The organism is New Jersey aster yellows phytoplasma (assembly GCF_002554195.1).
Classification (GTDB): Bacteria; Bacillota_I; Bacilli_A; order Acholeplasmatales; family Acholeplasmataceae; genus Phytoplasma.
The window spans coordinates 43580-57687 of sequence record NZ_MAPF01000054.1 but is presented as its reverse complement, the minus strand read 5'-3'; the positions used below and the strand labels follow the sequence as shown (position 1 = coordinate 57687).

Genomic DNA, 14108 nt, shown 5'->3' with positions numbered 1-14108 from the left:
AGTTCGGTCTCTATCCGTCGTGGGCGTTGGAAATTTGAAAGGAACTGTCCCTAGTATGAGAAGACCGGGATGGATATACCGCTGGTGTTTCAGTTGGTTCGCCAGAGCCACAGCTGAGTAGCTATGTATAGAAGGGATAAACACTGAAAGCATCTAAGTGTGAAGCCCCCCTTAAGATGAGATTTCCCTATGAGGTCCCTGAAAGACTATCAGGTTGATAGGCTAGAGGTGTAAGAAGAGTGATCTTTTCAGCTGACTAGTACTAATAGACCCATTGACTTTGATTTTTTAAATACCAACGTTTATCTAGTTTTGAAAGATCCTTGGTGCATAAAACTAAGGGGCAACACCTGTTCCCATCCCGAACACAGCAGTTAAGTCCTTAGTACTGACAATAGTTCTTTATTGAGCGAAGATAGGGAGTGCCAAGGTTTGCTTTATAAAAAAGAATAAAAAAGAGGATTAGCTCAGTTGGGAGAGCGTCTGCCTTACAAGCAGAATGTCGGGGGTTCAAGTCCCTCATCCTCTACCAAAAATTTGCCTACGTAGCTCAGTTGGTTAGAGCATCTGACTGTTAATCAGAGGGTCCTAGGTTCGAGTCCTAGCGTGGGCGCCATCTTTTGTTGTGTTTTTTCTTTTGTCCTTGAAACCCATTTTTTAAATTAGTATTTTCTAATTTATTAAGTCAATTTTACAATCAATAATTGACTTATTTTTTTAACAAAATTCTCTTTTTTTAAGAAAATAATTTTAAATTGATTTTTTATAAATATCACTTAAAATTAAAATAATTATCTAATTATTAAGCTAGTTTGTTGAAATCAATTCAAACTCTAGCTTTTTATTTTTATATATTTTTTTATCACATCCAAAATTGTCACCCCAACCAAGTTACTTAAAGGAGTATCTCAAGTGTTAAAAAAAGTTTTTGAAACTACTAATTTAAAAGATTCTTTTCAAGTTGAAATAGGAACTTACGCCAGAAACGTTGATTCTTCTATTTTAGTGCGCTACCAAGATACAGTGGTTCTTACAACTATGGTTTTTAGTCGTAAACCCAATAATCTTGATTTTTTACCTCTTACTGTTATTTATCAAGAAAAATTATACGCTGCTGGAAAAATTCCTGGCAGTTTTTTACGCCGCGAAGGGCGTTCCAACGACCACGAAATCCTCACTTCACGCCTCATTGACCGTTCATTACGCCCATTATTCCCTGATTATTTTCAACAAGAAGTTCAAGTAATTAATACAGTTTTAAGCTTAGACCCTGATTTTAAAAGCGAACTTGCCTCTATGCTTGGAAGCTCTCTTTCTTTATTGATTTCTGAAATACCCTTTTTTGAAGCCATTTCTGGAGTTTATGTAGGAAAAATCAACAATGAATTTATCATCAATCCCACTTTGCAACAACTTGCCAATTCTACTCTACATTTGATTGTTGCAGGCACCAAACACAACGTTACTATGATAGAAGCACACGCCAATGAAGTTAGCGAACAAGACTTTTTAGAAGCCATTAATTTTGCACACCAATACATTAAAAAACTGTGCTTATTTCAAGAAAATATCAAGCAACAATTTGCACCTGTCAAAATGACAAAAACCTTGCATCAAACTGAACAAATTCAACAACAATCCTTTTTTGCTAAAAACCATTCCCAAGTTAAACAAGCTATTTTAAGTTGCAATAGCAAAAATGATTTACAACAATTAAAAGAACAAATCCTAGACCAAGCCAAACAAACTCCTTTTTTCAAAACTATTGACGCTATTACTGTTTTTGATTACGAAGCCCACAAAAAACATTTACAAATAACAGAAAACTTATTTCAAAAATTATCCAAACAAGAAATGCGTTCTTTAATTTTACAAGAAAAAATACGACCAGATAAAAGAGAATTAGAAGAAATAAGAACCCTCGAATCCCAAATTGATTTGTTGCCCCGCGCTCATGGTTCTGCTTTGTTTACCAGAGGAAAAACTCAAAGCCTTGCTGCAGTGACCTTGGGCTGTTTATCAGAAAGCAAAATTATTGACGGTCTAAGTGACGAACAAAATAAACGTTTTATGCTTCATTATAACTTTCCTCCTTTTTCAGTTGGTGCAGTTGGTCGTTATACTGCTCCTAGCAGACGAGAAATCGGACACGGCACTCTTGCCGAAAAAGCCATATCTCAAGTTTTGCCCGAAGAAAAAGATTTTCCCTACACTATTAGAGTAGTTTCTGAAATTCTAGAATCTAACGGTTCTTCTTCTCAAGCCACTGTTTGCTCTTCTTCTTTGGCATTAATGGCATCAGGGGTTCCTTTAAAAAAAGCCGTTGCAGGAATTTCAGTAGGATTAGTTTTTGACCAAGAAACCAATAAATACGTTATTTTAAGTGATATCCAAGGTTTAGAAGACCACGTTGGAGACATGGATTTAAAAATAGCAGGTACCAACAAAGGAATTACTGCTTTACAAATGGATCTTAAAATCCAAGGGATCCCTTTTAAAATTTTGCAAGAAGCTTTTTTACAAGCCAAAAAAGGACGCCTTCATATTTTAGAACAAATGAACCAAACAATTTCTCAACCTCGTTTAGAAGTTTCAAAGTACGCCCCTAAAGTTTGTATGATGCAAATAAAACCAGAAAAAATTCGTGATATTATCGGAAGTGGTGGCAAAATCATCAATCAAATTATTGAATCTCATGATGGTGTAAAAATTGATATTGAACAAGACGGACGCGTTTTTGTAATGCATTCCAACTTAGAAACAGTTAAAAAAACAGTCGCTTTTATTGAAAGTTTAATCCAAGAAATTCAAGTAGGCACTTGCTATCAAGCCTCTATTTTACGTTTTTTAAGTGATAAACAAGGAAAAATGATTGGAGCTGTGGCACAAGTTTGTCCAGGAATCGAAGGGCTTATCCACGTTAATAAAATGAAATTTCAAAAAATCACCGATGTTTTAAAAATAGGTGAAACAGTTTTGGTTAAATGCACCAAAATCAACGAACGCGGAAGAATTGATTTTTTGCTTTTGCCCAAAAAAACAAAAGAAAAAAACTCTTAGTTTTGCTTTCAAAAATTATTACCAATACGCATTAATTTATTAAAAATGCCGATATTATTTAAGAAAAGTGTGGTGGTTTGTGCATGAATGAATCTTTAAATAATCCCAATATCGCAACAAAAAAAACCTTAAAGGGCTAACTAACAAGCAAGTAGAACAAAAAAAAATGCGGGTCAAGTTAATGCTTCTAACTATAAAAATTCTAAAAGCATTAAAGATATCTTATTTAGTAATTTCTTAAATTATCTTAATTTGTTGATTTTAATTGTAGCATTAATCATTATTTTCATAGAACAATATGAACATTTATTTTTTTAGTAGTTTCTTTAACCAATTTTTTTATTAGCGTTATTCAAGAAATTAAAGCTAAAATAACTCTTGACAAAGTATCTTTGTTGATGAAAAGCTATTCCCAAGTAATAAGAAATAGCCAAAAAGAAAAAGTTTTTTCTTCTGATTTGGTTTTAGAAGATCTTTTATTTTTGGAAGCAGGCGAACAAATTGTAGCTGATGCCAAGGTAAAATCGGGTGTTTTAGAAGTTAACGAATCGCTTCTAACTGGTGAATCTAAATTAGTTGTTAAAAAAGAAAACGATTTTTTATATTCTGGTAGCTACGTGGTATCAGGTCAAAGTTATGCCGAAATTGTAGCCGTAGGAAGTGATATGTATATTGAGAAAGTTTCTCAAGAAGCTAAAAAATACAAAAAACCGATCACTCCTTTGATGCAAAGTTTATCTTCGTTAATCAAAACAATCATTATTTTTGTCACACTTTTTGCTATTATTTTAGCCTTTTTTGCTTTTAATAAAGAAAATAATAAAATATCAGATTTCAGGCAAAATTCCTTACTAGGTTTGTGTGGCATGATGATAGCAATGCTTCCTTTGGGGCTTTTTTTGCTGACCAACATTTCTTTGGCAGTAGGTTTTGTACGTTTAGCAAAACAAAAAACTTATGCCCAAAATCTATTTGGAATCGAAATGTTAGCTCAAATAAACACTTTATGCCTCGACAAAACAGGAACTATTACTGATGGTACTATGCAAGTTAAAAAAGTTATTCCTTATCACCCTAAAGAATTTGATTTTGCTAAATTAATGAACTCTTTTTTATCTGCTTGTCCCACTTCTAATAGCACTTATAATGCTTTAATAAACAAATTTAGCCCCAACACTTTTGCTCCTTCAACCCTTTATCAAATCTCCCAAAGCCTTCCTTTTTCCAGCGCAAGAAAATATAGTGCAGTTGAGTTTAAAAATTTAGGAACCATTTTTTTGGGCGCACCTGAATTTATTTTAAAAAACAATTTTCATCTTATTAAAAAAGATTTTGAAACTCATACCCAATTAGGTTATCGAGTACTTTTATTAGCTAAAAGCGCTGAGCCTTGTATTTCTCAAATAACTTGTAAACACCAAAAATTACATGACATACCATGCATCCCTTTAGCTTTAATTATCATTGAAGATACCATTAAAAAAGACGCAGTCACTACCATTGATTTTTTTCAGAAAAATGGCGTTTGTGTTAAAGTAATTTCTGGTGATAATCATGTTGCAGTTTCTCAAATAGCTCAAAGAGTAGGTATTATTGATGCTTATAAAACCATCAGTTTAGAAGGGCTTTCTGATCAAGAAGTCATCCAAATAGCTACTCAATACAATGTTTTTGGAAGAACTTCACCCCAACAAAAAAAATCTTAATTCAAACTTTTAAACAAACAGGACAAAAAGTTGCCATGACAGGCGATGGTGTAAATGATATTTTAGCCCTAAAAGAAGCCGATCTTTCCATTGCAATGGCATCAGGTAGCCAAGCTACTTGTAATATTGCTAATTTAGTTTTGATGGATTCTAATTTTTCTTCCATGCCTAAAGTAGTTTTTGAAGGTAGAAGAATTATTAACAATTTAGATAAAATCTCTATTTTGTTTTTTACCAAAACTATTATTGCTTTTATGCTTGCAATTGCTGTTATTTTCTTTAATTTTTTAAGGCTTCCTTGCTACTATCCGTTATCCCCTTTGAAATTGCAATTTGTCATGGACTATTGGTCAATTGGCATTCCTTCGCTTTTTTTATCTTTTGAAAAAAATAACGAAATTATCAGTGAAAACTTTTTACTTAACAATCTCAAAAAAGCCTTTCCTTATGCAAGTCTAGCTTTTATTAGTTATGTCTTAACTTTTGGTTTGCAAATTGGTTTTACATCAACCCACTCTCCCGATTTCAAACAATTAGAAATAGTTTCTAATTTTGTAATTTTACTCTCCACTTTCATTTTATTTATTGTTTTATTTAGAATTTCTAAACCTTTGAATCTAACTAAATTACTTTTATTTTTAGCAATGTTAACGGGATTTACTACAGCTTCATTTATTTTGGATGTTTTTGAAGAAATGTCGCAATTTGGTAATCTTGAAAAATTTTTATTAGTTTTAATCATCATTTTATCCCTTATCATAACCCAAATCTCTCAAAAGACACGCCCAACAAAAACTACAAAATCGAAAGAAAACAAATAATTAATATGATTATTTACGGAAAAAACCCCATCAAAGAAGCAATTAAAGCTCAGAGAAAAATTTATCAACTATATTTAGATGAAAAAATTAAAGACCATCTTTTTATAATGTTTTTGCAAAAGCACAATATCGCTTATCAATTAGTTGACAAAAAGTTTTTATATGATCTAACCAAACAAAAAACCCATCAAGGAATCGCTGCCAATGTTTGTGATTACACTTTTTACGATCTAGACACTTATCTAGATTCTACTAAATTCCAAAAATTCTTAATTTTAGACGCAATTAATGACCCTCATAACTTAGGAGCGATTTTAAGAACTGTTGAAGCTTGTGCTTTGGATGGTGTTATTATGAGTAAAAAAATCAAGTCCCACTCAATTCTACAGTTGCCAAAATTTCTTGTGGTGCTTTGGAATACACTAAAGTTTTTTTAGTTACCAATTTGCATCAAACCATTTTAAAACTGAAAAAAAATCAAGTCTTAATCGTTGGCACCGATAGCAATTCTTCCCAATCCTTTCACCAAATCCCTAAAAACAGTTCCTTGGGCATTATTGTTGGTAACGAAGGAACGGGCATTAGACATTTATTAAAAAAGCAATGTGATTTGTTGGTTAAAATTCCTATGTATGGAAAAATCAATTCTTTAAATGTAAGTGTTGCTGCTGCACTAATGATCTACTCCACTTTTATTTTTGGTGATAATTAACCCTTAGCCCCTCTCCAAAAAGCAAACCAATCAATAACTTATTTTTTTAAGCAGTTAATCATTAATCTAATTTGGGTTTGCTTTTAGTTTTCTTAACATCTTTCATCCAATATTCCAAATATTTTCTTTTTGCGGTATAATTTTTTGCACAAAGCAATTTTTGTATTTTATTTTTTTCATAAAAACACTGATTTATGATATAATAAAAAAAGATGTTTTGAAAATTAAATTAATTTTTTTAAACTTTCTAACATAAAAGGAGCTATTTTTTTGAAAAAAAATATTTTAGTTTGTGTTTTGTGTTTAAACCGAAATTACAACACCAAACCACGAGCAAATCAAAACTCAAAACGTTTAACTTTAAAAAAATATTGCTCTTATTGCGACAAACACACTTTGCATCAAGAAACCAAGTAAAGGAGTTTTTTAACTTTATGGGAATTAAAATAGTAAGCGAAAACAAAAAAAATCAGTTATTAGAAGTAATCAAAAGAGAATATAGTTGGCTCAATATTTTACTAATTATCACTTCTATTTTGTCTCTTGCTCTTTGTGGACAATTATGGCAAACAAAACATTTTGAAACTATGCATTGGACATTTCCTTGTGCTTTAGTTCTTTTGAGTTTTTTTATTTTCGCGATAGGTTCATTTTCTTTTTTCAAAGATGCATTTTTGCAAATTTGTAACATTATCTGGCCTTCCTTAAAACAAATTTTGTTTAACACATTACAAGTTATTTTTTTCACATTGTTCTTAATCCTTTTTGTTCATACCATAGATTCTTATGTTATTGGCAAATTAACCAAATTTTGTGTCGAAATCAAAAATTTGTTGAGCAAATAAAATGAATAAAGCGGAAAAACAAATAAAAGAGACACAAGCGCAAGAAAAAGAATTCCAAAACACATGCCACCTTAAATGGTATATTGCCCAAACTTATTCAGGTTATGAAAACGTTGTAAAAGATGATTTGTTAAGAAGAGTCGAAAGCATTGGCATAGGTGATTTAGTATCTAATGTTTTGTCTCCTAAAGAAGAATATTATGAAACTCGTTTGGATGGAAAAAAGGTTAAAAAAGAGCGTAAAATGTATCCTGGATACGTTTTTATTCAAATGATGATTACTGACCGATCTTGGTTTGTTGTCAGAAACACTCCGAGAATTACTGGTTTTTTAGGTTCAAGCGGGATGGGTTCTAAACCAGTTCCTTTATCTGAAAACGAAATCAATCCCGTTTTATTAAAAATGGGTATCATCAACAAACCCGATTATAAAAAATTCATCGGCAAAAAAGTAGAAATCATTTCTGGTTCTTTTGTGGGTCAAATAGGGCAAGTATCAAGTATTGATGCAGACCGTGAAAAAATGATATTGGAAGTAGATTTGTTTGGTAGAGCAACTCCAGTAGAAATTTCTTTCAACGACTTCAAAGAAATATTTTAACTTTTTTCACAATTTCTAACATTTTTTTAACAAATATTTAAAATTTATGTTAAAATAAGTTGTCTAAAAATTTTTATCATATTTTTTTATGTGACAATATCAACAATATTCTAAATTTAATGAAACGCAAACAAAGAATAAACGACTCAAATTATTAAGTTTTTTATTTAAAGTCCTCGTTCCAAAGAAAGGTTTTTTATGGCTAAAAAAGTTGTTAAAACGGTAAAATTACAAATTCCTGCAGGAAAAGCTAATCCGGCTCCTCCAGTAGGACCTGCTTTAGGACAAGCCCAAGTTAATATTCCTTCTTTTTGTTCCCAATTTAACGAAACAACTAAAGATCAAATGGGTTTCGTTATCCCTGTTATCATTTCTGTTTATGAGGACAGAACATTTACTTTTGTAACTAAAACTCCTCCAGCAAGCGATCTTTTAAAAAAAGCTGCTAAAATTGAATCTGGTTCTGCCAATGCAAGCCAAACTAAAGTAGCTACTATAACACACAAACAAGTAGAAGAAATTGCTAATTTAAAGCTTTCAGATCTAAATGCTTATTGCGTTGAAAAAGCTTGCAAAATCATTGAAGGCACAGCTCGCAATATGGGAATTTTAGTAAAAGATTAAAATAATTTTTTACCCCCAATTATTCAAATTTCAAATTAAAAAAATTTCTAAAAAATATCAAGTTGTTTTGTGAAAGGAATTACTGCAATGAAACGAGGCAAAAAATATTTAACATCATTACGAATTTTTGATGTTAAAAAAACATATCCGCTTCAAGAAGCTATTAGCTTAGCTAAACAAACTCAAGTTGCTAAATTTGATGCTACGGTAGAATGCGCTTTTCATCTAAATTTAGATCTTAAAAAAGTTGATCAAAATTTAAGAGGAGCCTTGGTTTTGCCACATGGCACTGGTAAAGTCTTAAAAGTAGCAGTTCTTGCTAAAGGAGAACAAGCAAAACAAGCACAAGAGGCTCAAGCCGATTACGTAGGCGATCAAGATTTAATTGATAAAATTGCCAAAAACTGGTTTGATTTTGATGTCTTAGTTGCTACTCCTGAAATGATGCCACAATTAAGTAAATTAGGGCGTCTTTTAGGACCCAAAGGGCTAATGCCTAACCCTAAAACAGGCACTGTAACAAATGATGTTTTACAAGCAGTCAAAGAAATTAAAAATGGTAAAATTGAATACCGCCTAGACAAAAGTGGTAATATTCATACCATATTAGGTAAGGTTTCTTTTGATGAGGCAAAATTACTAGAAAACTTAAAAACTTTATATCTTCAATTGATGGCTGTTAAACCTCGTACAGTGAAAGGCACTTACATTAAAAGTGTTACTATTTCAACAACTATGGCACCAGGTATTAAAATTGACCCTGTTACAATTTCACAATAATCAAGATAAAAATTTTGAAGGAAGGAAAGGGCATAATCATGATAAAACCTCAGTTAGCCAAAAAAATAGATTCAGTTGCTGTTTTGCAAGAAAAAATTAGCACTGCTAAAACAGTTATTATTTTTGAATATTCAAGTTTGCCGGTAAGCTCTTTTATGCAACTGCGTCGTGAGTTAAAAAAATCTACTTGCGAAGTAAAAGTATATCCCAAAAACATCATGCAAAGAGCTGTTGCTAATGCCAAACAAGCTGATTTAGTTAACTTTTTAAAAGGAACAAAAGCTTTAATTATTAGTCCTCAAGAATTATTAGAACCAATCAAAACAATTTATAATTTTGCTAAAAAAACCAAAGCAGTTAAAATAGTTTCTGGCGTCGTGGAACAAAAAATTGTCTCCTTGCAAGAAATAAACACCTTAGCTACTTTGCCTTCAAAAGAACAAATGTTAACGCTTTTAGCTATTTCAATGTTTGCGCCTTTGCAATATTTAGCAATTGGCCTAAATATGTTAGCAAAAACAAAAGAACAAGAAAACCCCGAACAATAAACAAATAATTTATGAGTGAAAAGATTATAACAAAGGAGATTGACATGGCTAAGTTAACGAAAGAAGCTTTTGTATCAGCTTTAAAAGAAATGTCTTTATTAGAGATTAAAGAATTATTAGATGGTTTAAAAGAAGATTTTGGAATTGACCCAACTGCTTTAGCAGTTGCAGCTCCTGGAGCAAATAATGCAGCTGAAGTAGAAGAAAAAACCGAATTCACAGTAGTTATGAAAAGTTTTGATGAAAAAAAGAAACTTGCTGTTATCAAAACAGTACGCGAAGTAACGGGATTAGGTTTGCTAGATGCTGCTAATTTTGTTAAAGTTCCTGGTTCCAAAGTAAAAGAAAATGTCTCTAAAGTTTTAGCAGAAGATATTAAAAACAAGTTAGAACAAGCTGGAGCTGTTGTTGAACTTCAATAAATTATTATCTTGTAAGTAATATAAAAACCTGAGTTTTCTCAGGTTTTTTAGTCTTGCATTGTTTTTATTTTTATACCTCAACCCCAAAAAAAATTGCAAAGACACAATTAAAAATAAAAATTTTGGCAAAATAAACTACCAATTAATAATTTATAGGAGCATAAGATGGGTTATCATAATGTCAAATATGGCAAAAAAGCACAACGTCGTAATTATTCTAAAACAATTTATGATGTTGATTTGCCCAATTTAATTGAAATTCAAAACCAATCTTTTGATTGGTTTTTAAAACACGGTATTAAAGAATTATTGCAGGATTTTTGTCCTATTGAAAGTTACAATGGGGATTTAAAAATTCACTTTGATGATTATTTTTTAACGCCTCCAAAATATAGCATTGAAGAAACTAAAATTAAAGATATAAGTTATGTTGCCCAATTATTTGTCAAAACTACTTTAGAAAATGTTTTAACTGGCGAAACTAAACAAAGCAATATTTTGCTTACTGAATTGCCTCTAATGACTTCTACTGGCACTTTTATCATCAATGGTACTGAAAGAGTAGTAGTTTCTCAAATTGTACGTTCCGCTAGTGTTTATTTTGCAGGCAATTTTGACATCAAACTCAATAGAACCATTTATTCTGGACAAGTAATTCCTTCACGTGGTGCTTGGATCGAATACGAAGAAGGTTCTAAAGAAATTTTGTATGCCAAACTAGATCGTTCCAAAAAAATCCCTTTGTCTAATTTTATTTATGCTCTAGGATTTGACAGCAAAGAAGCAATCGAAAATGTTTTTGGTAAAAGTGCTATTCTTGATTCTGTTTTTGATAAAGAAACTGATATGGACTCAGATAACGCCTTGGTAGAGTTGTATTCTAAAATCCGTCAAGGCGAAAAAGTTCCTGTCGACACTGCCAGAGATTTCATCAGAACAAGACTTTTTGATCAAAAAAAATACGACCTGGCTAAAGTTGGAAGATATAAATTTAACAAAAAACTAGACGTTCTTACTCGAGCTGAAAACACTTATTTAGCTTGTGATTTTGTCAATCCTGAAAACCAAGAAATAATGATTGCACAAGATGAACTTTTAACCAAAGAAAAAATTGCAATCCTGAAACAAAATCGTCATTTTTTGCTTCAAGAAATCTTTGATGCTAAACACAATTTAGAAAACGAAACTGATGAAGAGATTTTAGCATATAAAAAATATCCTCAAAAAAATGAATTATTCACCAAAACTAACATCATCAACTCTCGTACTGGTGAAGTTTTAGTAGCTAAAGATACTTTAGTTAACGACGATATTATCAATCATTTAAGACACAATATTCACACTCTTGACGAAAAAGTATCTAAATTTTTCTTAGGAACTAAAGATATTTATCAAAAAGAAGCAGACCGTCAAGGAGTTTTTAACGAAATTTTAGAAGTCTATACTTCAAAAGACGAATCAGGCAAGTTATATAACAAAGTCAAACTTATTGGAAACGACCAAAGAGAAACCAAAAAACACATTACTTTATCAGATGTTATTGCAAGCATTAATTATTATTTGAATCTTTATGAAAACGTAGGCACTGTTGATGATATCGATCATTTAGGTAATCGTCGTTTAAGATTAATTGGAGAATTGTTAAAAAACCAATTTCGAATTGGTCTTACCAGAGCTGAAAAAAATATCAAAGATATGATTTCTACTAGCAAATTCGGTGAAGTTAACGGTCCAGGTGACCTAGTTAATTTTACTTTTTTAATGAGTGTAATCAAAACTTTTTTCACAAACTCACGTTTATCACAATTCATGGATCAAATCAATCCTTTAGCAGAATTGACGCAAAAAAGAAGGGTATCAGCTCTAGGTATCGGAGGAATTAATCGTGACCGCGCAGGCATTGAAGTTCGCGACGTGCACAATTCCCACTACGGCAGATTATGTCCCATCGAAACTCCCGAAGGACCTTCCATTGGACTTATAACATCCCTTTCCACTTATGCCAAAGTCAATAAGTACGGTTTTATCCAAACTCCTTTTTTTAAGGTTTTGCAACAAGACGGAAAAACTACCCTTTCGCGGGACATAGACTATTTAACAGCTGACCAAGAAAAAGAAGAAATTATTGCCTCAGCTGGGTTTGTTTTGGATGCCAATAATTCTTTTCAAGATAAAAAAATAATTGCTCGTAGCAACGGCGAAACAGGCATTTTCGAAAGAAACCAAATAACATATGCTGACGTTTCCCCTAAACAAATTGTCTCTGTTGCAACTTCTTCGATTCCCTTTTTAGAACACAACGATGCTTCCAGAGCTTTAATGGGAGCTAATATGCAACGTCAAGCAGTCCCTTTATTAATTCCTGAATCGCCTATTGTAGGAACAGGTGTTGAATATCGCGCTGCCAAAGACTCAGGTTGTTTAATTATTGCCCGTGAATCAGGGTTTGTTACTTATGTTGATGCTCAAAAAATAATTATCACCAAAAAACCCAACCAAACTGTTTCATTAAATGGTAAAACCCTTTACGATACCACCCAAGAATTTACCTATACCCAAGCCAAGGTTTTATACGAAAACAACCATAAAGAATACCAAGCTGAATACACCCTCATCAACTTTGCCAAATCCAATCAAGATACTTTAGTGTTGCAAAAACCGATTGTAGTTTTGGGAGAACATATCAATGAAGGCGATATTTTAGTAAGTGGACCTTCTACATCTCAAGGCGAATTAGCACTTGGCAGAAATGTTACAGTGGCTTTTATGACTTGGGAAGGTTATAACTATGAAGATGCCATCATTATGTCAGAAGAATTAGTCAAACACGATGTCTACACTTCCATCCACATTGATAAATATGAAGTCCAAACTAGAGAATTAAAAAAAGGTAGCGGTCAAGAAGAAATCACTAGAGAAGTCCCTAACGTGGGCGCTGATGCTATTAAAAACCTTGACGAAAGAGGAATTATTATTCCTGGTTCTGAAGTTAAAGAAGGCGATATTTTAGTAGGTAAAATCACTCCTCAAGGAAATATCGAGCCTTCTCCTTCTGAAAAATTAATTCAAATCGTAATCGGTGAAAAAGCCCGCGAATATAAAGACTCTTCTTTAAGAGTTCCTTTTGGTGAAGGAGGCATCGTCCAAAGTGTTCATTATTTCTCCAGAAAAAATGGTGATGTTCTTCCTGCTGGTGTCAACGAAAACATCCGTGTTTTCATCGCTAAAAAACGTAAAATCAACGAAGGCGATAAAATGGCAGGACGTCACGGGAACAAAGGTGTAATTTCTCGTATTTTACCTAAAGAAGATCTTCCTTATATGGCAGACGGAACTCCAATTGACATCATGTTAAATCCTTTAGGGGTTCCTAGTAGGATGAACATTGGACAAATTTTAGAAATCCATTTAGGAATGGCTGCCAAAAAATTAGGCATCAAAGTGGCAACTCCTGTTTTTGATGGCGTTAATGACTACGACCTTAAAGAAATCATGAAAGAAGCCAATTTAGAACCTGATGGCAAAATGGTTTTATATGACGGACGCACCGGCGAACCTTATGACAGTCGTATTTCTGTAGGAGTTATGTATATGGTTAAATTATCTCACATGGTAGATGACAAACTCCACGCCAGAAACGTAGGACCATACACTTTAGTTACCCAACAACCTATGGGAGGAAAAGTTCAAAACGGTGGACAACGCTTCGGTGAAATGGAAGTATGGGCACTTTATGCTTATGGAGCTGCTCACACCTTACAAGAAATTTTAACAGTCAAAAGCGATGATATTGTAGGTAGAAATAAAACTTATAGCGCCATCGTTCAAGGAACTCAACTACCTAAACCAAGTATTCCTGAAAGTTTTCGAGTTTTTATTAAAGAATTGCAATCTTTAGGATTGTACGTAGAATTAATTAAAACCGATACTAAAGAAAATGAAGTTAATAAATCCTTAATTGATTACAAAAAGGAAGGTTATAATTAAAA

Annotated in this window: 13 protein-coding genes, 2 tRNA genes and 2 rRNA genes; all 17 read left to right on the top strand. The window is 32.4% G+C overall.

Annotation, left to right across the window (positions count from 1 at the left end):
* Positions 1–287, top strand: a 23S ribosomal RNA gene (locus BBA70_RS02460); the annotation flags it as partial.
* 35 nt (positions 288–322) lie between these two features.
* Positions 323–431 (top strand): 5S ribosomal RNA (rrf, locus tag BBA70_RS02455).
* Between the two features lie 25 nt (positions 432–456).
* Positions 457–532 (top strand) — tRNA-Val (locus tag BBA70_RS02450).
* Between the two features lie 7 nt (positions 533–539).
* Positions 540–616 (top strand) — tRNA-Asn (locus BBA70_RS02445).
* 296 nt (positions 617–912) lie between these two features.
* Positions 913–3060 carry a polyribonucleotide nucleotidyltransferase gene (locus tag BBA70_RS02440; RefSeq protein ID WP_252861595.1) on the top strand — a complete coding sequence of 716 codons (2148 nt, stop codon included), beginning with the start codon at positions 913–915 and terminating at the stop codon, positions 3058–3060.
* A gap of 308 nt (positions 3061–3368) precedes the next feature.
* The gene (locus BBA70_RS02435; protein ID WP_308495568.1) at positions 3369–4766 is read left to right on the top strand and encodes an HAD-IC family P-type ATPase; all 1398 of its coding nucleotides are present in this window, start codon (positions 3369–3371) and stop codon (positions 4764–4766) included.
* 35 nt (positions 4767–4801) lie between these two features.
* Positions 4802–5587: a hypothetical protein gene (locus BBA70_RS02430; RefSeq protein WP_252861594.1), complete on the top strand. Its 786-nt coding sequence runs from the start codon at positions 4802–4804 to the stop codon at positions 5585–5587.
* A 5-nt stretch (positions 5588–5592) separates the two neighbouring features.
* Entirely contained in the window at positions 5593–6024 is a 432-nt protein-coding gene (locus tag BBA70_RS02425; RefSeq protein WP_252861593.1) for a TrmH family RNA methyltransferase, read from the top strand.
* Positions 6000–6299 (top strand): TrmH family RNA methyltransferase, encoded by a 300-nt coding sequence (locus tag BBA70_RS02420; RefSeq protein WP_252861592.1) that lies wholly within the window; start codon positions 6000–6002, stop codon positions 6297–6299. The genes BBA70_RS02425 and BBA70_RS02420 overlap by 25 nt, the downstream gene beginning before the upstream one ends.
* 270 nt (positions 6300–6569) lie before the next feature.
* A complete protein-coding gene (rpmG, locus tag BBA70_RS02415; protein ID WP_041639877.1) occupies positions 6570–6716 on the top strand; it encodes a 50S ribosomal protein L33 in 147 nt (48 codons plus the stop codon).
* Positions 6717–6733: 17 nt separating this feature from the next.
* Positions 6734–7144, top strand: a complete 411-nt coding sequence (secE, locus tag BBA70_RS02410; RefSeq protein ID WP_041639874.1) for a preprotein translocase subunit SecE — start codon at positions 6734–6736, stop codon at positions 7142–7144.
* A 1-nt stretch (position 7145) separates the two neighbouring features.
* On the top strand, positions 7146–7745 hold the full coding sequence (gene nusG / locus BBA70_RS02405) for a transcription termination/antitermination protein NusG (RefSeq protein ID WP_011412747.1): 600 nt from the start codon (positions 7146–7148) through the stop codon (positions 7743–7745).
* A gap of 198 nt (positions 7746–7943) precedes the next feature.
* On the top strand, positions 7944–8369 hold the full coding sequence (rplK, locus tag BBA70_RS02400; RefSeq protein ID WP_011412746.1) for a 50S ribosomal protein L11: 426 nt from the start codon (positions 7944–7946) through the stop codon (positions 8367–8369).
* 87 nt (positions 8370–8456) lie between these two features.
* A complete protein-coding gene (rplA, locus tag BBA70_RS02395) occupies positions 8457–9149 on the top strand; it encodes a 50S ribosomal protein L1 (RefSeq protein ID WP_011412745.1) in 693 nt (230 codons plus the stop codon).
* Between the two features lie 38 nt (positions 9150–9187).
* Entirely contained in the window at positions 9188–9697 is a 510-nt protein-coding gene (gene rplJ / locus BBA70_RS02390; protein WP_041639872.1) for a 50S ribosomal protein L10, read from the top strand.
* A gap of 44 nt (positions 9698–9741) precedes the next feature.
* Positions 9742–10119, top strand: coding sequence for a 50S ribosomal protein L7/L12 (gene rplL / locus BBA70_RS02385; RefSeq protein WP_041639870.1), 378 nt, complete (start codon positions 9742–9744; stop codon positions 10117–10119).
* 165 nt (positions 10120–10284) lie between these two features.
* Positions 10285–14106 carry a DNA-directed RNA polymerase subunit beta gene (locus BBA70_RS02380; RefSeq protein WP_011412742.1) on the top strand — a complete coding sequence of 1274 codons (3822 nt, stop codon included), beginning with the start codon at positions 10285–10287 and terminating at the stop codon, positions 14104–14106.
* Positions 14107–14108 lie beyond the last annotated feature (2 nt).

What these genes read in the sequence shown, in the direction of transcription:
- secE (WP_041639874.1), top strand. Translation starts at nt 6,734, where the DNA reads ATGGGAATTAAAATAGTAAGCGAAAACAAAAAAAATCAGTTATTAGAA.
- BBA70_RS02380 (WP_011412742.1), top strand. Translation starts at nt 10,285, where the DNA reads ATGGGTTATCATAATGTCAAATATGGCAAAAAAGCACAACGTCGTAAT.
- rplJ (WP_041639872.1), top strand. Translation starts at nt 9,188, where the DNA reads ATGATAAAACCTCAGTTAGCCAAAAAAATAGATTCAGTTGCTGTTTTG.
- BBA70_RS02430 (WP_252861594.1), top strand. Translation starts at nt 4,802, where the DNA reads ATGACAGGCGATGGTGTAAATGATATTTTAGCCCTAAAAGAAGCCGAT.
- BBA70_RS02425 (WP_252861593.1), top strand. Translation starts at nt 5,593, where the DNA reads ATGATTATTTACGGAAAAAACCCCATCAAAGAAGCAATTAAAGCTCAG.
- nusG (WP_011412747.1), top strand. Translation starts at nt 7,146, where the DNA reads ATGAATAAAGCGGAAAAACAAATAAAAGAGACACAAGCGCAAGAAAAA.
- rplL (WP_041639870.1), top strand. Translation starts at nt 9,742, where the DNA reads ATGGCTAAGTTAACGAAAGAAGCTTTTGTATCAGCTTTAAAAGAAATG.
- rplA (WP_011412745.1), top strand. Translation starts at nt 8,457, where the DNA reads ATGAAACGAGGCAAAAAATATTTAACATCATTACGAATTTTTGATGTT.
- rplK (WP_011412746.1), top strand. Translation starts at nt 7,944, where the DNA reads ATGGCTAAAAAAGTTGTTAAAACGGTAAAATTACAAATTCCTGCAGGA.